The sequence below is a fragment of the Pseudomonas sp. FW305-7 genome, assembly GCF_058786735.1.
Genome location: NZ_JBYSZA010000015.1, coordinates 1 through 18,890, shown reverse-complemented (window position 1 = coordinate 18,890; position 18,890 = coordinate 1). Strand labels below are relative to the sequence as shown.

The window sequence follows — 18,890 nt, the reverse complement described above, 5'->3', positions numbered from 1 at the left end:
CTTCAGCTATCGCTGGCAAGCCAGCTCCCACAGGGTCTAGAGGTGTTCACAGGATCTGTGCCTGGCACCACCCAATGTGGGAGCTGGCTTGCCAGCGATGCAGTCGACTCGGTTTCAAGTCAGCCCAAGGCAGTTTTCTCCAGGTGTTCAAGGATGATCGGATAGACATCAACCACCGCGTTCTTGCCGAACATGCAGTCGATGTGGCCGTAGCCCGGCACCACCTGCCGGCTATAGCGCTCCGGCCCGTGCAGGTCGCACAAACGCTGGTAGGTCTTGAGGGTGCTTTCCGGCAGATAACACTGGTTGTCGGCACCGCTGATAAAGCAGATCGGCATCGTCAGCCGATCAAAGTGCGGCATGTACACATCGTTGCCTTTGAAATCCACCAGATGCCCTTTGCGCACGATCAGCGCCAGGTGCTCGAAGGTCTCGATGTTCGACTCGCCGAACAGCTCGTGCAGGTTGTCGTGCAGGGTTTCGTTGAGGGTGTCGTGGCGATACAACGAGGCGTACATGAAGGTGATGCGGTGGCACACCGGGTTGGTGCAATAACCCTGCGCTTCGATCCGCGCGTAACCGTTGAGGGCCTTGTCGTAGAGTTTGTTGAACCAGTTCTCCTTGCTGTCGGCGTAAGCGGTCATCGACTTGATGCCGATCGCATCGAGCATTCCCGGCAGGTGCAATCCAGCCTTTAATCCGGTAGCGGTGGCGACCACGGTGTCCGCGGCAATCTGCGAGCAGACCACCGAACGCACGCCCTGCAAACCGGCGAGCAGCGACATAAAGAAAGTCGTTGCGCCGTAGCAATGCACCACGCACTGCACGTCTTTGGCCTGAGTCTCCTGCTGAATCTGCGCGATGGCAGCCTTGAAGTCGTACTGGGCAATCTGGTCGCCGTTCCATTCCTTCTTGCTCGCCGGCAACAGAATGCTCACGCGGAAATCCAGCAGCCAGACGTCGTAATCGTGCTTGCACAGGTATTCGAGCAGGTTGGTCTGGATGGTGTCGGTGGAGAAGATATTCGAACCGACGCCCAAACCATGCACCAGCATCACCGGGCCTTTGCTGCCGGCCTGATAACGGCTCAGGCGCAGTTCGACACCGTCCTCGGTGGGGAAAAAATGCACCGCCGGGGTTGGCGCATCCAGTGGCCGTTTCAGCCGTGGCGGCGCGTCGGGGTTGAAGTAGATATCGCCGGCAAACACCCCGCCGTAACTTTCCCAGAGGATTCCGGCGAAGAACTTGCCGAACCGCGCCAGCCCTTCGATGCGCTCACGCTCGTTGCGCGCATTGAGCACTTTCATGGTGGTCATCTGTTTGGCGAAATCGGTCGGATGAATGTGCATCACCCCCGAGCCGATGACCTCGCCGCTCTTGTCCGGCCCGCGATACAACGTCACGTACAGCGTGCTGGTGTCGTGCCAGATATTCAGCACGCCGTTGTCTTCCGGCACGGTTTTGAAGGCGCTGAAAAAGTAATCGTTGCCGTCCTCGGCGGTCAGCTTCATGTCGTATTTCATGTGGCGCGTATCGACCTGCTGCTCGAACTGCTCGAACAGGTTGAACACACCGTTGCTGGCGGTCAGCGGTTCTGGCGACAGCGCCGGGGCGATGACCGTACCGACGATGGTTGCGGCGTGCTCCGGCTCCTTGATCATCCGGTTCATGTCGGCGGCGGTGATGGTCAGGGTGAAGTCGATCGGCGAGTTGTCCGCCTCGCCGCGTTTGGCGGCGGCTTCATAGACTTTCAGATCGGTGCTTTGCGCAGCAGTGAAGGCTCGGGAGAAATAGCCCTTCATGGTTTCGGTGAACTGCACGCCAAGGGTTGGCGGCGCCACCGGTTTGCGTGGTGCCGATGGCAGCGTGTAGTCGATCTGCCAGCCACGGTCGGCGGCGAGCAGGCCCATGTTGCGTTCGCTCACGGCGGAAATGGTCAGCAGCGGATTGACCGCCAGCGACGTCGGAATCACCGCGCCGTCGGTCACGTACAGATTGGCGTAGACATCGGTGCCGGCCGCGCCGCTGAACACCTGGCCCTTGTGGTTGACCACGCCTTGCCCGGCATCTTCGCCCATCACGCAACCGCCCAGCGGATGCACCGAGACGATGCTGTGCTTGAGCAATTTGGTCCAGATCGGGTTCTCCACCCAGACGCCGCCCAGCGCCTTGGTGCTCTGGTGCAGACGCTCGTTGCCGAGTTTGAAGTTCTCTTGCTCGCCAACACCCGGCCAGTCGATGCGCAACTGATCCTTGTTATCCAGCACCATGCGCCCCTGACCGCTGTCGTGGCTCATGATCAGGTAGGTCTGCATGTTGTGCAGTGCGCCGTAATACGGACCGCGCAGGAAACTTTCCGCTTCGCGTTCCTTGTATCTCACCTTGCCGCTGAAACTGTCGTCGGTGGCGACGCCGATCATCTCGGCGAACCCGGCCATGCTCGGCACCATCGGCCGGCCCAGGGCGCCGGGGATCGATCCCTCTTCAATAACCATGCGGCTGCGCCAGTCACCTTCGGTACGCATGTCGATCACCGACGTGATGCACGGGCCGACCGGGTGCAGTTCCTTGGCAGGGTGCGCGCCGAAGCCGATGCCGTTGATGGTCTGCTCGCAGTTGTGGCCGAAGCCGAGGATGTCGCCATTGCCGCTCATGTTCTCGCCGAGCTGGCCGGACATCACCAGGCCTTTGTCGCGCGAGCGCAGGAGAATTTCGGTAGAGCCGAGCGTTCCGGCGGAGACCACGACGATGTCGGCCTTCACAAACAGCGTCGGCGCGGAAAACTTCTCGCGGCCGCTGTCCAGATACTGGAAGTGCACGATCCAGCCGTCACCGTCACGCTCCAGATGCCGCACTTCGGCCTGGCAGAAAATCTCCGCACCGTGGTTCCAGGCGTCCGGCAGATAGTTCATCAGCGTGGTGTTCTTGGCCTTGTTGTTACAGCCCGACACGCAGTCGCCGCACTGGTTGCACGGCAGTTGCTCAACACCGACGTGGTTGAGGTTGTTCGGCAGTTTGTCGAAGGTCACGTTGATCGGCGGCTTGTAGAAGTGCGCGCCCTGCTTGAGGTAATCCGCGGACTTCTTGTTGGCGTCGAGCTTGGGCAGGTTCGGTGCAGTGCTCGGGTAAGGATTGGGTTTGAGCATCTCCCGGGCGCGGGCGTAACCGTCCTTGAGCAGCGTGTCGCGATGCTCACGCACGGCCTGCGGCCAGCGTGGGTCGTCGAACACACCGGGCTCCGGCTCGAGGGCAACGTTGGCGTTGATCAGCGACGTACCGCCGAGGCCGCAACCGACCACGACGTTCTGCTGGGCGTTGACGTGCAGGTCGAACAACCCCGTGCGCGAGCCGATATGGCCATCGGGATCGTGCACCTGCAATTCTTCGGTGGCGGCAATCATGGTGTTGGGGTATTCACCGGGCTGAATCTCTCGGCCGCGCTCGAGCAAACACACCCGTTTGCCGGCCCGGGACAGGCGCGAGGCAGCAATGCCGCCGCCATAACCGGAGCCAATGACGATGACGTCGTAATGTTCCTTGATCTCGCTGATGGGCGTTGCAATGCGTGTCATGAGACTGATCCTTTCTCAGGCTGATGGGGCAACTCTGCGGTTGCCTGCAATCAATGGGCGAACGAGCACCTGGCCTCCGGGGCGGACCCGGCGACAGCACAGCGGTTGGGGCAGGACTTACGCGCTATAGACGCGCGTGTTGATTGGCCGCACGACGTAACGTGCGCTTGCGTGGCGAGGGGGTTGGGCGATGTGGGCGGCTATCCATCATGCGTTCTCCCAGAACCAGATGTGGATAAGTGACGGCTGTCCTTATGCCATTGCAGTGAAGACAGCAGAGGATTCGAAGTCAAGGCAACGCCTTAGAACTGTATGAAATGTGATCAAGTGCCGTTTGGACTATGGCCGGCGGGGCTTACACGGTTTGACGAACAAGTTATCCACATAGCCACCCACAGCAAATGGGGGTAACTGTGGATGACTCCGAAAATAAGTGGCTGATTTGTGAAGAAAAATCGTGACTTATCCAGAAGGACGGTTTGCGAGAGGTATTGGATGTTTTTTGATCACTTGCGTGTAAGCCACGTTGCACATGGTCTGTAGCGGATGGCGAACACGTTATCCACAGAAGCGCCAACAGAGATCGGGGGTAACTTTGGCTTATCTGTGGAAAAGCATCGAAGGCTTCGTGAAATCGGGGTTTACGCGGGAGTTTTGCGTAAAACCAGACGATTTGATTGTTTTTTGATCGACTCCTCGTAAGCCACGGTTTATATGGGTCTCAGCGGATAGCGAACATCTTATCCACAGAAGCGCCAACAGAGATTGGGGGCAACTTGGCGAGTTATCCATTGGAAAAAGCCAGAAAAAACCGCAGCTTAGGCTGGTTGTTTTTTGATCGGATGGCTGAAAGGCTTGATTGACGTGGGGTGCAGTGATGGGCGAACACGTTATCCACAGATCCGCCAACAGGGATTGTGGGTAAACAGCCTGCCCTCATCGGAACGCCGACCGCCCAGCCCTTTCCCGGAGGGAGAGGGGCCCCACAGAGTTGTATCGGCCAAATACATCGACCTGCAGCACCACGGTGACCTTAGCCTGGCCAAGCCTGAGTTTGCGCTGATCTTTCAGGTCGATGTAACGCATCGTAGGTCCCCTCTCCCTCCGGGAGAGGGCTAGGGTGAGGGGCTTTTCAGCGGACGACACCTTCTTCGATCAGCAGTTTGAGGATGGCTTCAGCTCCGGCCTCTGCGGTAACACCCTTGAGCACCTGCCCCCCGCCACCACTGGCCTTGGCCGTCGCGGCTTTCATTCGGTCGGCACCGCTTTTGGCCTTGATCACCTTCAAGCGTTTCGGCCGTGGTTTGGCCGGTTGCAAAGTGGCAACCGCGAGCAACTCATCATCCACAACTTCCACATCTTCAGCCTGCAAGACACCCCGCCGCGCCGGGCCATAAGCGCTTTGCCGAGGCTTCGGCGCAGCGTTATCCACAGTCGCCAGAAACGGCAGTTTCACCTTCAAGCGCCGCCGCTGCCCCCGGGGCAATGCTTGCAGCACCAACGCCGAACCGTCGTTGATCGACTCGACCTGCGCCAGCCCGACCACCAATGGCCAGCCCAACCCTTCGGCCAGCAGAAACGGCAGCATCCCCGAACCTTCACCGGTTTCCGCCTGACTACCGGTCAGCACCACCTGCGCACCGGCCTCGCGCAAATACGCCGTCAACGCCGGCAAGGCATCGGCGCCAGCGGGTTGTTCGAGCACGTGCATCTGTTCCAGGCCCATGCCCAGATAGGCGCGCAGTGCCGGTTCCGCGACATCCCCGGCATGCAGCACTTGCAGGTTATCCCCAGCCAGTTGCAGGCCCAGTTCCACGGCGCGGGCATCCTGTTCGGCGCGGCGCGGTCGACCGGAAGTCGGGTGGGCGCCGATTGAAACCAGAGTGATAATTTTCGTGTTCATAGCGCTTCCTTAAGCCGCATCGCGCTTGGCGTCGTTGCGGTAAGCCGCTACCGCCGCGATCAAGGCCTGAAGAATCTCCGCGCTCTCGCCGATCACCGACAGGTCGGCGCGTTTGATCATGTCGCAACCCGGGTCGAGGTTGATCGCCACCACTTTGTCGCAAGCACCGATGCCTTGCAGGTGCTGGATCGCCCCGGAGATACCCACAGCCACGTAAACCCGTGCGGTGACCCAAGTGCCGGACGCGCCGACCTGCCGATCACGGGCCATGAAGCCATCGTCCACTGCTACCCGCGACGCCCCCTCGGTAGCGCCGAGTGCTGCCGCTGTTTCGTGGAACAGCTGCCAATCCTTGACGCCGTTACCGCCGGAGAAAATGAATTCAGCTTCGGCCATCGGAATTGCCGCCGGATCCACTGCGACCGCACCGAGATCCTCGATCCGCGACAGGCTGCGCGCGACACTTGTGGATAACTCCACCGGCAGCACTTCATGACGGGTTTCGCTGACCGGTTCGGCGCACTCGGCCGAGGCCAGAATCAAGCGTGCGACCGGACGGGCAAGGTCTTGCAAACCCGCACCGGCGCGGCCGATGCATTCCTGATCCTTGACCTGCCAGACGCGGGTCGCCGGGCGCTCGCCCAGTGCTGCGGCAAAACGGCGGCCGAGCTCGCCGCCGCCACTGCGACTGTCCGGCAGCAGCCAATGGCGTGGATTGAACTGGTTATCCACAGCGCGCAAACCTTGCACTCGTTGCTCCGGTGCATAACCGCTGAACTCATCGCCCTCCAGCACCAGCAAGCGATCGACGCCCGCCGTGGTGAAGGCGTTTTCCTTGTGCTCGCCAAAAACCACCGCCAGCACTGCGCCGTCCTTGCCCGCCAGTTGATGCGCGAGGCCCAGCAGGTCACGGTCGTGGCTGCTCAGGCGGCCGCCAACCATGTCCGGCACCACGCTGATGTAGAACGCCGGGGCCGCGACCTGATGCAGCGGCAATTGCACTTCAACCGTGGCCGAGCGTTTGACCGCCCCGCCCTGCTGCGCGCCGCTACGGTCGATGCGTTTGATGCCGTTGGGGCCGATGAAGCCGATGCCATGCAGATTCTTGCGAATGACGCCGTTGGGGCCCATCCAGCTGTGTTGCGCCGGTTGCATCGCCGCGTGCAGCGGGTGCAGGCGGTTACGGGCAATCCATTCGGCGCGCGGGTCGCGGCGGATAATGTCGCTCATCAGTGGGCCTCCGCAGGTTCACGTTTGGCCGGTGCAGTCGGCTTGCCTGGCGCGGCGTCTTCGAGCAGCGCATCGGCCACCAGTTCGGCGATGTCCTTGATCAACGGACGCGGTTCGACCACGCCTTCGAGCATCGCCGTGCACTGTGGACAACCCACGGCCACCAGCTCGGCGCCGGTCTCGCGGATGTCTTCCATGCGCATGTCGGGGATCCGCTGCTTGCCCGGAATGTCGGTAATCGGCGCGCCGCCACCGCCGCCGCAGCAGCGCGAGCGGAAGCCGGAACGTTGCATCTCTTTGACCTCGATGCCGAGGGCACGCAGCACTTCACGCGGCGCCTCGTACTCGCCGTTGTAACGGCCGAGGTAGCACGGGTCGTGATAGGTCACGCTGTTGCCTTTGTGCTGGCCAAGATTGAGCGCGCCAGCCTGGATGATTTCCGCCATGTAGGTGCTGTGGTGCTGCACCAGGTAGTGGCCGTCGAAGGCACCGTATTCGTTTTTCAGCACATGGAAGCTGTGCGGATCGCAGGTGACGATGCGGTTGAAACTGTATTTGCCCAAGGTCTGGATATTGCGTTTGGCGAGCAACTGGAAGGTCGCTTCATCGCCCAGCCGACGGGCCACGTCACCGCTGTCACGCTCTTCGAGACCGAGTACGGCAAAGTCGATTTTCGCCGCCTTCAGCACTTTGACGAAGGCGCGCAAGGTGCGCTGGTTACGCATGTCGAAGGCGCCGTCGCCGACCCAGAACAGCACGTCGGTGGACTTCTTCTCGCTGAGCAGATTGAGGTTCAAGTCCGCCGCCCAGTTCATCCGCCCGCCCGGGGCGAAACCGCCCGGGTTGTCGGTGGCGATGAGGTTTTCCAGAACCTCGGCGCCCTTGTTCGGGGTCGCGCCTTTTTCCAGAGTCAGATGACGGCGCATGTCGACGATGGCGTCGACGTGCTCGATCATCATCGGGCATTCCTCGACGCAGGCGCGGCAAGTGGTGCACGACCACAGGGTTTCGGCATCGACCAGACCGTTGACGATCGGTTGATGCGGGTTGCCGCTGTGCTCACCAATTGGCTTGCCGGGATACGGGCTACCGGCGAATTTCGCGTCAGTGCCACCAGCAAGACCTACGACCATGTCCTGAATCAGCTTTTTCGGGTTCAGCGGCTGGCCGGCGGCGAACGCCGGGCACGCGGCTTCGCACTTGCCGCACTGCACGCAGGCGTCGAAACCGAGCAGTTGGTTCCAGGTGAAATCCTTGGGTTTTTCCACGCCCAGCGGCGCGCTTGGATCATTGAGATCCAGCGGTTTCAAACCGGTGGAGCGACCGCCACCAAAACGCTCGGCGCGACGGTGCCAGGCCAGGTGCAGGGCCCCGGCGAAGGCGTGCTTCATCGGCCCGCCCCAGGTCATGCCGAAGAACAGTTCCGACACGCCCCACAGCACGCCAATCCCGAGAATCGCTGCCAGCAGCCACCCGCCGAAGTTCTCCGGGAGGATCCCGGCCACCGGCAAGGTCACCAGAAAGAACGACGCCGAGAACGCCAACAAGCTTTTCGGCAGGCGCATCCACGGGCCTTTCGACAACCGTGCCGGCGGGTTGCGTCGACGCAGGTAAACGAAGATTGCACCGACGAACATCACCGCCGTCATCAGCAGCAACGCATAGCCAAGGATGCGGTTATGCAAGCCGAAACCGTGTACCAGAATCGCCAGCACAATCGATGCCACTGCACCACCGGCCGTGGCGACGTGGGTGTTGGCGATGTATTTGTCCCGCGCCACCACATGGTGCAAATCGACCATGTAGCGCTTGGGCATGGCGAGCAGGCCGCCGATCAGATCGACCTTCGAGGCCCGGCCCCGACGCCACATCGCTACCCGCCGCAACGCGCCCAGCACCGCGAGGGCCAGGGCTGCGAACAACAGGATTGGAAGAAGGGTGTTCAACATAGGTGAAGCTCCCAAAGACCGCAGGGTCTTGCAGGTCGAGTTGCCTTACTCGGTCACTGTGGGAGCGGGCTTGCCCGCGATTGCATTCTGTCAGTCACAGTTGCATTGACTGACCCTCCGCTATCGCGGGCAAGCCCGCTCCCACAGGGTCATGTGCAAGCCTTTAGAAGTCTTTACACAGTCTGAGTGCGTCATAAATCGCAGCGTGGGTATTACGCTGCGCCACACAGTCACCGATGCGGAACAGCAAGTAGCCGTCACCCGTGGTGCTCAGCGACGGCTGCGGCTTGATCGCGAACAGTGCGTCAATGTCGATCTGGCCCTTGTTGCGCGAACCGTCCTTGAGCCCGTAATACAGCTCTTCGTCCGGACGCACGCCGTTCTCCACCACCACTTGATCGACCACCCGCTCCTCTTTGGCGCCGGTGTATTCGTTCTCCAGCACCGCCACCAACTTGTCGCCCTCGCGGTAGACCTTCTCCAGCATCATGTCGCCGGTCATGATCACTTCTTTCGGGTACATGCTGCGGTAGTAGGTCGGGAACGACGTACCGCCGATGGCCACGCCCGGTTTGATGTCGTCGGTGACGATCTCGACCTGGCTGCCCTTGTCGGCGAGGAAGTCGGCAACCGACATCCCGGTGAACTCACAAATGGTGTCGTAGACCAAGACGCTCTTGCCCGGCGCGACCTTGCCGTCGAGCACGTCCCAACTGCTGACCACCAGCCCTTCGGCGGCGCCCCAGTGTTCGTTCTGCTCAAGGAACGGATGACCGCCCACCGCCAGCACCACCACGTCCGGACGCAAGTCCATGATGGTCGCGATATCTGCCGCCGTGCCCAGACGCAGGTCGACTTTCAGCCGTGCCAGCTCCAGCTGGAACCAGCGGGTGATACCGGCGATCTGGTCACGTTGCGGTGCTTTCGACGCGGTGGTGATCTGCCCGCCGATAAATTCTTTTTTCTCGAACAGGGTCACGTCGTGGCCACGCTCGGCCGACACACGCGCCGCTTCCATGCCCGCCGGCCCAGCACCGACGATCACCACTTTGCGTTTCACACCAGTGGATTTCTCGATGATGTGCGGCACGCCCATGTATTCACGGGAGGTCGCGGCGTTCTGGATGCACAGCACGTCCAGCCCTTGGTACTGACGGTCGATGCAGTAGTTGGCGCCGACGCACTGTTTGATCTGGTCGACCTGGCCCATCTTGATCTTGGCGATCAAGTGCGGGTCGGCGATGTGCGCGCGGGTCATGCCGACCATGTCGACGTAACCGCCTTCAAGGATGCGCGTGGCCTGGTTTGGGTCCTTGATGTTCTGCGCGTGCAGAACCGGGGCCTTCACAACCTCTTTGATACCGGCAGCCAAATGCAGAAACGGCTCCGGTGGATAACTCATGTTGGGGATAACGTTGGCCAGGGTGTTGTGGGTGTCGCACCCCGAACCGACCACGCCGATGAAGTCGATCATGCCGGTGTCGTCGTAATACTTGGCGATCTGTTTCATGTCCTCGTGGGACAAACCGTCCGGGTGGAACTCGTCACCGCACAGGCGGATGCCGACACAGAAATCGTCGCCGACTTCCTTGCGCACAGCCTTGAGCACTTCCAAGCCAAAACGCATGCGGTTCTCGAAGCTACCGCCCCATTCGTCGGTGCGTTTGTTGACCCGTGGGCTCCAGAACTGGTCGATCATGTGCTGGTGCACGGCAGACAGTTCGACGCCGTCGAGACCACCGGCCTTGGCCCGTGCGGCAGCGGTAGCGTAGTTGCCGATCACCCGCCAGATTTCTTCCGGTTCGATGGTTTTGCAGGTTGCGCGGTGCACCGGTTCACGGATGCCCGACGGCGACAGCAGGGTCGGCCAGTGCTCGCCGTCCCAGCGCGAGCGACGGCCCATGTGAGTAATCTGGATCATGATCTTGGCGCCATGCTTGTGCATGGCGTCGGCCAGATTCTGGAAGTGCGGGATGATCCGGTCATCCGCCAGGTTCACCGATTTCCACCAGCCTTGCGGGCTGTCGATGGCCACACTGGAAGAACCGCCACAGATCGCCAGGCCGATGCCGCCCTTGGCTTTCTCTTCGTAGTATTTGACGTAGCGGTCGGTGGTCATGCCGCCGTCGGTCGCGTAGACCTCGGCGTGCGCGGTACTGAGCACGCGGTTGCGGATGGTCAGTTTGCCGATCTGGATCGGCTGGAACATTGCTTCGAAAGCCATGGCGGGTTCCTCGACTTACAACGGCTTGACGGTGAACAGGCCGTCGTCGTGGCCTTCTTCGGAGCCACCGTAGACTTGCTCGGCAACCGTGCGAATCTTGCTGCCGCGCGCTTCAAGAATCTGATCCATGGCACCCGCAAACCAGCCGGTGAACATGTAGTCGACCTTGCGCCCGACCTTGCCGTAGACGTAGACGAACGCCGAGTGTTCGAGCTTGACGCTGGCGGTGCCTTTGTCGAGGTCGATGTCCTGAATCTTGAATAGGCCCCAGCCGCGTTGCGACAAGCGCTTCATGTAGTGCTCGAACACCGCGACGCCTTCCAGGCCGTGGCATTCGGCTTCTTTTTCACACCAGTGCCAGGCGGATTTGTAGCCGGCCTTGTAGAGGATTTCGGCATAGGCTTCAGCGCCCAAAACCTCTTCGATGCCCATGTGGTTGTTGACGAAAAAGTGGCGCGGCACGTAGAGCATCGGCAGGGCGTCGGAGGTCCAGACACCGGTTTCGCTGTCGACTTCGATTGGCAATTGCGGGGCGATCTTGGCCATGGAAACTTAACTCCAGAAAATTTGGTTTGTTACCCCCGGCGCGGACGGCCGGGGGAAAGGATTCAGAAGTGCGGTGGCTTATTCGCCCCAAACATCTTTCAAGACGTTGACCCAGTTCTCGCCCATGATCTTGCGCACGACGCGCTCGGAGTGGCCGCGCTTGAGCAGGGTTTCGGTCAGGTTCGGGAACTCGCCGACGGTGCGGATGCCCAGCGGGTTGATGATCTTGCCGAAGCTGGTCAGGCGGCGGGCGTAGCCCTTGTCGTGGGTCAGGTATTCGAAGAAGTCCTGGCCATGGCCCTGGGTGAAGTCGGTGCCGATGCCGATGGCGTCTTCGCCGACGATGTTCATGGTGTATTCGATGGCTTCGGCGTAGTCGTCGATGGTCGAATCGATGCCCTTGGCCAGGAACGGCGCAAACATGGTCACGCCGACAAAACCGCCGTGATCAGCAATGAACTTCAGTTCTGCATCGGACTTGTTGCGCGGGTGCTCCTTGAGCCCCGACGGCAGGCAGTGGGAGTAGCAGACCGGTTTTTTCGATTCGAGGATGACTTCTTCGGAGGTCTTGGAGCCAACGTGGGACAGGTCGCACATGACGCCGACGCGGTTCATCTCGGCAACGATCTCGCGACCGAAGCCCGACAGGCCGCCGTCACGCTCGTAGCAACCGGTGCCGACCAGGTTCTGGGTGTTGTAGCACATCTGCACGATGCCGACGCCGAGCTGCTTGAACACCTCGACATAGCCGATCTGGTCTTCAAACGCGTGGGCGTTCTGGAAGCCGAAGAGGATGCCGGTCTTGCCCTGCTCCTTGGCGCGACGGATGTCGACGGTGGTGCGCACCGGCATCACCAGGTCGCTGTTCTCGCGGATCAGCTTCTGGCTGGCAGCGATGTTGTTCACGGTCGCCTGAAAGCCTTCCCACACCGACACGGTGCAGTTGGCCGCCGTCAGACCGCCCTTGCGCATGTCTTCGAACAGCTCGCGGTTCCATTTGGCAATGATCAGACCGTCGATAACGATGCTGTCGGCGTGTAATTCGGCTGGGCTCATCAGGCGTCCCCTTATTGGCGATTCACGCGCCGAATCGTCTGCCGGCGCTTTGGGGCCAGCATATGCCTCGGTGCCGGGGCGACCGGGTGCAAAAACGACAGGGGAATTGCCGAAAGCGTCAATCCGCGACAAAGGGTCGCCAGGCGCTCCGATCAGCTACCTGTTCAAGCCCGCCAGCTTGAGCCAGAATCTGGCGCATCTTGGATACACCACTGGATTAGAGCGGCGACAACATGAAATCGATCTTCCTGGCCCTGGCACTGATTGCGACCGGCGTACACGCCGCCGAAGAGACCGACAACAACCCGTGCGACGCGGTGGAAAACGACGTCCAGACCCTGGAATGCTCGACCTACAGCCGCACCACCGCCGAAGATTTGCTCAAGGACAACTACGCCAGCCTCAACGAGCGCATGCAGACCGCGTACGGCAAAAACGCCACGCAACTGGCGGATATCACCGCCAAACTCAAAACCGCCCAGCAGCAGTGGCTGAAGACACGGGATGCGGATTGCGCGGTAGAAGCATTCCCGGCGACGGCGGGGAGCAAGGCGTTCACGATTGCGCAGAATGACTGCGTGGCGCGGATGAGTGATGAACGGTCGGAGTTTTTGGAGTCGATTGGGCAGGAATAGTCCTTAAACTCCGAGGAAAATTGGAACCGCTTTGTGCTTTCGCCGCGTGAATCTCCTCTTCTTACGGGACATGCCGATTTCGCCTACACCTATTGCGTGAACGTCCCGATGTACGGGCCCTTCACGCAATATGCTGACAACTGTTCTTGATTGGTCGCCTTGAAAATATAAGTAAAGATTCGCAAATCTTATAAAAGACTTATATTCTTCCATGAACAGCATCCACTGGACACGAAAGGCCGTTAAGCAACTCTTGAAATTGCACTCCGTGCATCAGGTACAGGTTCGGAATGCCGTTACGGCGCTTGCCGAAATGCCTGATGTTGGCAATGTCAAAGCACTGATTGGCCATGACTACGCCTACCGCCTGCGCGTCGGCAATTATCGAGTCATGTTCGACTGGGATGGCGCAATCAAAGTGGTCAGTATTCAAGAGGTCAAAAAACGCGATGAACGCACCTACTGACATCCAAATCATCAACGATGCCGAGGGCAACCCCGCCTTCGTAGTAATTCCCTACGCTCAATACGTCGCACAGAAAATGCAGCCCGATCTGATCCCGCATGAGGTGGTCAGTCGAATGGTCGACGGGGCGACACCGATCCGTGCCTGGCGCGAGCACCTGAATCTGACACAGGAAGAAGTCGCCAAACGCATGGGCATTTCGCAACCGGCGTTTGCCCAGCAGGAAACAGTCGCCAAGCCTCGCAAGGCCACGCGCGAGAAAATTGCAGCAGCCTTCGGCATCACAGCCAATCAGCTTGAACTGTAAGCTGCCCTCTTCACTTGAAGGAATTCCCCATGAACATCTGCGGCATCGAAATCAAAGGCAGCGAAGCGATCATCGCCGTGGCCGCTCTCGACGGTTCGACCCTGAGTCACGTCGCCCTCAGCACCAAGAAAATCGCCCTCGACGATGACGACGAGGCGGCCAACGTCAAACGCTTTGCGGCGCAGGTCGCTTCGTTTGTGCGCGAGAATTCGATTGATCGGATTGCGATCAAGAAGCGCAGCAAGAAGGGTGAATTTGCCGGTGGGCCCACGACGTTCAAGATTGAGGGGGTGTTTCAGTTGCTGGATGGGTGTGAGGTGACGTTGTTGTCGCCGCAGACGATCAATGCGCAGGCCAAGAAGCACAATTTCGAGCTGCCGGGGACGCTGAACAAGTATCAGCATGAGGCGTACAAGGCGGCGTGTTCGGCGTTGGTGAAGAAGTAACCCGATTCCCGACATCACACGGAACCTGTGGGAGCGGGCTTGCCCGCGATGGCGGTGTGTCAGGCAATGACAATGTTGGATGTGCTGGCCTTATCGCGGGCAAGCCCGCTCCCACAGGGTTCTATGGCGTTACTGAAGCCGTTCAGGCTTGGGCGGTGCGGCGGTCTTCACGGGGGCAGCGCGCAAAGCGGGCGCGATAGCTACGGGTGAAGTACGACGGCGATTCAAAGCCGCAGGCGATGCTGACTTCCAGCACACTCATGTCGGTCTGGCGCAACAACTGCCGGGCCTTTTCCAACCTTAGCCGCAGATAGAAATTGCTCGGTGTGTCGTTCAGATGCAGCCGAAACAAACGCTCAAGCTGCCGTCGCGTCACTTTGATCGATTCCGCCAGTTGCAGCGTGGTCAGCGGCGGTTCGCTGTGCTGCTCCATCTCGCCAATCACCTGCACCAGTTTCTTGTTATTGATGCCGTAGCGCGTGGCGACTTCCATGCGCTGGTGGTCCTTGCGCGGGCGGATCCGTCCCAGCACGAACTGCTCGCTGACCTGAATCGCCAGTTGCGGGCCGTGGGCCTGGGCGATCAGGTCGAGCATCAAATCGATGGAGGCGGTACCACCGGCCGAGGTGATGCGCCGGCGGTCAATCTCGAACAGTTCCTGGGTCACGCTGAGCTGTGGATAAGATTCCTTGAAGGCATCGATGGCTTCCCAGTGCAGGGTCAGGCGATGGCCATCGAGCAAACCGGCCTCGGCGAGCACGAAACTACCGGTATCGATGGCGCCGAGGGTGACGCCTTCGTTATCCAGCCGCCGCAGCCAATGTTCCAGCGTCGGCGTGGCGCACTTCAGCGGTTCGAACCCGGCCACCACCAACAGCGTCGCACCTTTCTTCAAAGGTTCCAGCGCCGCATCGGCGTTGACCGACATGCCATTGCTCGCCAGCACCGCCCCGCCATCGGCACTGAGCACATGCCAGCGGTACAACTCGCCACGAAAACGGTTGGCCACGCGCAGCGGTTCAATCGCAGAGATAAAGCCAATGGCGGAGAACCCCGGCATCAGCAAGAAGTAGAAGTCCTGGGACATGGGCGCACTCGGTTGGCGGGTAGCGTGGAATGTTGATACGCCAGTTGTCTTCGGCATTCAAGAGCACAGGTCGCTACAGTGCAAATGCCAGTCGCCGCAGTGCGCTTTCAAAGGCACACAGCTGCGTAACTTTGCATCACCGGCGCATCAGACGCCGGGAACCACAATAAACGACCTGCCGAGGAACCCGACATGAAACGACTGATCAGCAGCTGTGTTCTTGCACTCAGCGGTACCGCTTTCTTGAGCGCCAGCGTCATGGCGGCCGAACCCGCGTCTTGCCAGAACGTACGCATGGGCGTGGTCAACTGGACCGACGTGATCGCCACCAGTGCCATGACCCAGGTCCTGCTCGACGGCCTCGGCTACAACACCAAACAAACCAGCGCGTCCCAGCAAATCATCTTCGCCGGTATCCGTGACCAGCGGCTGGACCTGTTCCTCGGCTACTGGAACCCGCTGATGACCCAGACCATCACCCCGTTCGTCGACGCCAATCAGGTCAAAGTCCTCGAAGCACCGAGCCTGAAAGACGCCCGCGCCACCCTCGCCGTGCCGACCTATCTGGCCGACAAGGGCCTGAAAACCTTCGCCGACATCGCCAAATTCGAGAAAGAACTGGGCGGCAAGATCTACGGTATCGAGCCGGGCTCGGGCGCCAACACGCAGATCAAGGCGATGATCGCCAAGAACCAGTTCGGCCTCGGCAAATTCCAGCTGGTTGAATCCAGCGAAGCCGGGATGCTCGCCGCCGTTGATCGCGCCGTGCGCCGCAAGGAGGCCGTGGTGTTCTTCGGCTGGGCGCCGCACCCGATGAACGTCAACGTAAAAATGACCTACCTCACCGGCAGCGATGACGCCCTTGGCCCGAACGAAGGCATGGCCACGGTGTGGACGGTCACTGCGCCGAAATACGCCGAACAGTGCCCGAACGTCGGCCGCCTGCTGAGCAACCTGACGTTCACCGCCGAAGACGAGAGCCGGATGATGCAGCCGCTGCTTGATCACAAGGACGCCTTTGAGTCGGCCAGGCAATGGCTCAAGGATCACCCGGAAGACAAGCAGCGCTGGCTTGACGGTGTAACCACATTCGACGGCAAACCGGCCGCTGAAAATCTCCAGCTGACCAGCAAATAATCCCCCGATTGGAAAGCCCCTCACCCTGACCCTCTCCCTGAGGAGAGGGAACCGGACGAAGCTTCGCAGCCCCGAAATGGGCTGCGGACAGACCCATCACGCCTGAAGGAAACCGCACCATGAACCACGACGTCATCATCACCTGCGCACTCACCGGTGCTGGCGACACGACCGCCAAGAGCCCCCACGTGCCGGTCACCCCGAAACAAATCGCGGCGGCGGCGGTGGAAGCGGCCAAGGCTGGCGCCACCGTTGTGCATTGCCATGTGCGCGATCCGCAGACCGGCAAGTTCAGCCGTGACGTCGCGCTATACCGCGAGGTGATGGAGCGCATCCGTGAGGCGGACGTCGACATCATCGTCAACCTCACCGCCGGCATGGGCGGTGACCTCGAGATCGGTGCTGGCGAGCACCCGATGGAGTTCGGTCCGAACACCGACTTAGTTGGCCCGCTGACCCGCCTGGCCCATGTTGAACAACTGCTGCCGGAAATCTGCACTCTCGATTGCGGCACGCTGAATTTCGGCGATGGCGACACCATTTACGTCTCCACCCCGGCGCAATTGCGCGCCGGCGCCAAGCGCATCACCGAGCTGGGCGTGAAGGCCGAGCTGGAGATTTTCGACACCGGGCACCTGTGGTTCGCCAAGCAGATGATCAAGGAAGGCTTGCTCGACAACCCGCTGTTCCAGTTGTGCCTGGGCATCCCGTGGGGCGCGCCGGCCGACACCACCACCATGAAAGCCATGGTCGACAACCTGCCCGCCGATGCGGTGTGGGCCGGGTTCGGCATTGGCCGCATGCAGATGCCGATGGCCGCGCAAGCAGTCCTGCTCGGCGGCAACGTGCGGGTCGGGCTGGAAGACAACCTGTGGCTGGACAAGGGCGTGCTGGCAACCAACGGCCAACTGGTCGAACGCGCCACCGAGATCCTCAGCCGCTTGGGCGCCCGGGTACTGACCCCGGCGGAAGGTCGCAAGAAAATGGGCCTGACCCAGCGCGGTTAACCCTACATCTATTCCCTTTGGGAACCGGAATTGTGGCGAGGGGATTTATCCCCGTTCGGCTGCGCAGCAGTCGCAAAATTCTTGGGGCCGCTGCGCGACCCAACGGGGATAAATCCCCTCGCCACAAGAACCGGTTTCACACGGGATCACCGAATATTTTCAGGAATTCGCCATGAGCTTTATCACCGAAATCAAAACCTTCGCCGCACTGGGCAGCGGTGTCATCGGCAGCGGCTGGGTGGCCCGTGCCCTCGCCCATGGCCTCGACGTGGTGGCCTGGGACCCGGCGCCCGGCGCTGAAGCGGCACTGCGCAAACGCGTAGCCAATGCCTGGGGTGCGCTGGAGAAAAACGGTCTGGCGCCCGGCGCCTCGCAGGATCGTCTGCGTTTTGTCGCGACCATCGAAGAGTGCGTCTGTGATGCCGATTTCATTCAGGAAAGCGCCCCGGAACGACTGGAGCTGAAACTCGATCTGCACAGCAAAATCAGCGCGGCGGCCAAGGCCGATGCGCTGATTGGTTCGAGCACTTCGGGTCTGCTGCCGAGCGAGTTCTACGAGAGTTCGACGCATCCAGAGCGCTGCGTGGTCGGTCACCCGTTCAACCCGGTTTATCTGCTGCCATTGGTCGAAGTCGTGGGTGGCAAGAACACCGCGCCGGAAGCTATTCAGGCAGCGATGAAAGTCTACGAATCCCTCGGCATGCGCCCGTTGCACGTACGCAAGGAAGTGCCCGGTTTCATCGCCGACCGTTTGCTCGAAGCGCTGTGGCGTGAGGCGCTGCATCTGGTCAACGACGGCGTGGCGACTACCGGTGAAATCGACGATGCGATCCGCTTTGGCGCCGGTTTGCGCTGGTCGTTCATGGGCACGTTTCTGACTTACACGCTGGCCGGTGGTGATGCCGGTATGCGCCACTTCATGTCGCAATTCGGTCCGGCCTTGCAGTTGCCGTGGACGTATCTGCCGGCGCCCGAGCTGACGGACAAGTTGATCGATGATGTGGTGGATGGCACCAGTGAGCAGCTTGGCCGCCACAGCATTTCGGCGCTGGAGCGCTATCGTGATGATTGTTTGCTGGCGGTGCTTGAGGCGGTGAAAACCACCAAGGAAAAGCATGGGATGAGTTTCAGCGAGTAATGCGTTCGCTTCAAACCGTTGCCCTCACCCTAGCCCTCTCCCAGGGGTAGAGGGGACTGACCGCGTTGTTCATGCGAGCTACGCCGACCTGCACCACCGAGCCGAACTCCAATATTGAAAGGCCCCCGATCGGCTCCCTTTCCCCCTCTCCCCCCTGGGGGAAAGGGCTGGGGTGAGGGGGTGGCTC

At 60.7% G+C, this 18,890-nt stretch carries 15 protein-coding genes; 7 read left to right on the top strand and 8 right to left on the bottom strand.

The window, feature by feature from the left end; genetic code table 11:
• Positions 1-119: 119 nt before the first annotated feature.
• The 7 genes from AC3WMT_RS18155 to AC3WMT_RS18125 form a co-directional block, all read right to left on the bottom strand.
• Positions 120-3,572, bottom strand: coding sequence for a GMC oxidoreductase (locus tag AC3WMT_RS18155; protein WP_103304479.1), 3,453 nt, complete (start codon positions 3,570-3,572; stop codon positions 120-122).
• Positions 3,573-4,704: 1,132 nt separating this feature from the next.
• Complete coding sequence (gene etfB, locus AC3WMT_RS18150; RefSeq protein WP_103304480.1) at positions 4,705-5,475, bottom strand: electron transfer flavoprotein subunit beta; 771 nt, start codon at positions 5,473-5,475, stop codon at positions 4,705-4,707.
• 9 nt (positions 5,476-5,484) lie between these two features.
• A complete protein-coding gene (etfA, locus tag AC3WMT_RS18145) occupies positions 5,485-6,705 on the bottom strand; it encodes an electron transfer flavoprotein subunit alpha (RefSeq protein WP_103304481.1) in 1,221 nt (406 codons plus the stop codon).
• Positions 6,705-8,654 (bottom strand): dimethylglycine demethylation protein DgcB, encoded by a 1,950-nt coding sequence (gene dgcB / locus AC3WMT_RS18140; protein WP_103304482.1) that lies wholly within the window; start codon positions 8,652-8,654, stop codon positions 6,705-6,707. Before dgcB ends, etfA begins: the two co-directional genes overlap by 1 nt.
• A 163-nt stretch (positions 8,655-8,817) precedes the next feature.
• Positions 8,818-10,878, bottom strand: coding sequence for a dimethylglycine demethylation protein DgcA (gene dgcA, locus AC3WMT_RS18135; protein WP_103304483.1), 2,061 nt, complete (start codon positions 10,876-10,878; stop codon positions 8,818-8,820).
• Between the two features lie 15 nt (positions 10,879-10,893).
• Complete coding sequence (locus AC3WMT_RS18130) at positions 10,894-11,424, bottom strand: DUF5943 domain-containing protein (protein WP_008083165.1); 531 nt, start codon at positions 11,422-11,424, stop codon at positions 10,894-10,896.
• A 78-nt stretch (positions 11,425-11,502) separates the two neighbouring features.
• A complete protein-coding gene (locus tag AC3WMT_RS18125) occupies positions 11,503-12,480 on the bottom strand; it encodes a dipeptidase (RefSeq protein ID WP_103304484.1) in 978 nt (325 codons plus the stop codon).
• A gap of 233 nt (positions 12,481-12,713) precedes the next feature.
• Between AC3WMT_RS18125 and AC3WMT_RS18120 the strand changes: the two genes are divergently transcribed.
• The 4 genes from AC3WMT_RS18120 (at position 12,714) to AC3WMT_RS18105 (ending at position 14,334) form a co-directional block, all read left to right on the top strand.
• Positions 12,714-13,115 carry a lysozyme inhibitor LprI family protein gene (locus AC3WMT_RS18120; protein WP_103304485.1) on the top strand — a complete coding sequence of 134 codons (402 nt, stop codon included), beginning with the start codon at positions 12,714-12,716 and terminating at the stop codon, positions 13,113-13,115.
• 211 nt (positions 13,116-13,326) lie between these two features.
• Positions 13,327-13,581, top strand: a complete 255-nt coding sequence (locus AC3WMT_RS18115) for a type II toxin-antitoxin system RelE family toxin (RefSeq protein WP_103304486.1) — start codon at positions 13,327-13,329, stop codon at positions 13,579-13,581.
• Complete coding sequence (locus tag AC3WMT_RS18110) at positions 13,565-13,888, top strand: helix-turn-helix domain-containing protein (RefSeq protein ID WP_103304487.1); 324 nt, start codon at positions 13,565-13,567, stop codon at positions 13,886-13,888. Before AC3WMT_RS18115 ends, AC3WMT_RS18110 begins: the two co-directional genes overlap by 17 nt.
• Before the next feature lie 29 nt (positions 13,889-13,917).
• Positions 13,918-14,334 (top strand): DUF3010 family protein, encoded by a 417-nt coding sequence (locus tag AC3WMT_RS18105; RefSeq protein WP_103304488.1) that lies wholly within the window; start codon positions 13,918-13,920, stop codon positions 14,332-14,334.
• Positions 14,335-14,476: 142 nt separating this feature from the next.
• On the opposite strand, the gene AC3WMT_RS18100 is transcribed toward AC3WMT_RS18105, so the two are convergent.
• The gene (locus tag AC3WMT_RS18100; protein ID WP_103304490.1) at positions 14,477-15,421 is read right to left on the bottom strand and encodes a GlxA family transcriptional regulator; all 945 of its coding nucleotides are present in this window, start codon (positions 15,419-15,421) and stop codon (positions 14,477-14,479) included.
• Between the two features lie 192 nt (positions 15,422-15,613).
• Between AC3WMT_RS18100 and AC3WMT_RS18095 the strand changes: the two genes are divergently transcribed.
• From AC3WMT_RS18095 to AC3WMT_RS18085, 3 genes are all read left to right on the top strand, one after another.
• Positions 15,614-16,558, top strand: coding sequence for a choline ABC transporter substrate-binding protein (locus AC3WMT_RS18095; protein ID WP_103304491.1), 945 nt, complete (start codon positions 15,614-15,616; stop codon positions 16,556-16,558).
• A 119-nt stretch (positions 16,559-16,677) separates the two neighbouring features.
• Positions 16,678-17,565: a 3-dehydrocarnitine:acetyl-CoA trimethylamine transferase CdhC gene (gene cdhC / locus AC3WMT_RS18090; RefSeq protein WP_103304492.1), complete on the top strand. Its 888-nt coding sequence runs from the start codon at positions 16,678-16,680 to the stop codon at positions 17,563-17,565.
• Positions 17,566-17,737: 172 nt separating this feature from the next.
• Positions 17,738-18,703, top strand: a complete 966-nt coding sequence (locus AC3WMT_RS18085; protein WP_103304493.1) for an L-carnitine dehydrogenase — start codon at positions 17,738-17,740, stop codon at positions 18,701-18,703.
• The last annotated feature ends 187 nt before the right edge of the window (positions 18,704-18,890 follow it).

What these genes read in the sequence shown, in the direction of transcription:
- AC3WMT_RS18095 (WP_103304491.1), top strand. Translation starts at nt 15,614, where the DNA reads ATGAAACGACTGATCAGCAGCTGTGTTCTTGCACTCAGCGGTACCGCT.
- AC3WMT_RS18120 (WP_103304485.1), top strand. Translation starts at nt 12,714, where the DNA reads ATGAAATCGATCTTCCTGGCCCTGGCACTGATTGCGACCGGCGTACAC.
- AC3WMT_RS18105 (WP_103304488.1), top strand. Translation starts at nt 13,918, where the DNA reads ATGAACATCTGCGGCATCGAAATCAAAGGCAGCGAAGCGATCATCGCC.
- etfB (WP_103304480.1), bottom strand. Translation starts at nt 5,475, where the DNA reads ATGAACACGAAAATTATCACTCTGGTTTCAATCGGCGCCCACCCGACT.
- dgcB (WP_103304482.1), bottom strand. Translation starts at nt 8,654, where the DNA reads ATGTTGAACACCCTTCTTCCAATCCTGTTGTTCGCAGCCCTGGCCCTC.
- dgcA (WP_103304483.1), bottom strand. Translation starts at nt 10,878, where the DNA reads ATGGCTTTCGAAGCAATGTTCCAGCCGATCCAGATCGGCAAACTGACC.
- AC3WMT_RS18085 (WP_103304493.1), top strand. Translation starts at nt 17,738, where the DNA reads ATGAGCTTTATCACCGAAATCAAAACCTTCGCCGCACTGGGCAGCGGT.
- cdhC (WP_103304492.1), top strand. Translation starts at nt 16,678, where the DNA reads ATGAACCACGACGTCATCATCACCTGCGCACTCACCGGTGCTGGCGAC.
- AC3WMT_RS18125 (WP_103304484.1), bottom strand. Translation starts at nt 12,480, where the DNA reads ATGAGCCCAGCCGAATTACACGCCGACAGCATCGTTATCGACGGTCTG.
- AC3WMT_RS18130 (WP_008083165.1), bottom strand. Translation starts at nt 11,424, where the DNA reads ATGGCCAAGATCGCCCCGCAATTGCCAATCGAAGTCGACAGCGAAACC.
- etfA (WP_103304481.1), bottom strand. Translation starts at nt 6,705, where the DNA reads ATGAGCGACATTATCCGCCGCGACCCGCGCGCCGAATGGATTGCCCGT.
- AC3WMT_RS18100 (WP_103304490.1), bottom strand. Translation starts at nt 15,421, where the DNA reads ATGTCCCAGGACTTCTACTTCTTGCTGATGCCGGGGTTCTCCGCCATT.
- AC3WMT_RS18115 (WP_103304486.1), top strand. Translation starts at nt 13,327, where the DNA reads ATGAACAGCATCCACTGGACACGAAAGGCCGTTAAGCAACTCTTGAAA.
- AC3WMT_RS18110 (WP_103304487.1), top strand. Translation starts at nt 13,565, where the DNA reads ATGAACGCACCTACTGACATCCAAATCATCAACGATGCCGAGGGCAAC.
- AC3WMT_RS18155 (WP_103304479.1), bottom strand. Translation starts at nt 3,572, where the DNA reads ATGACACGCATTGCAACGCCCATCAGCGAGATCAAGGAACATTACGAC.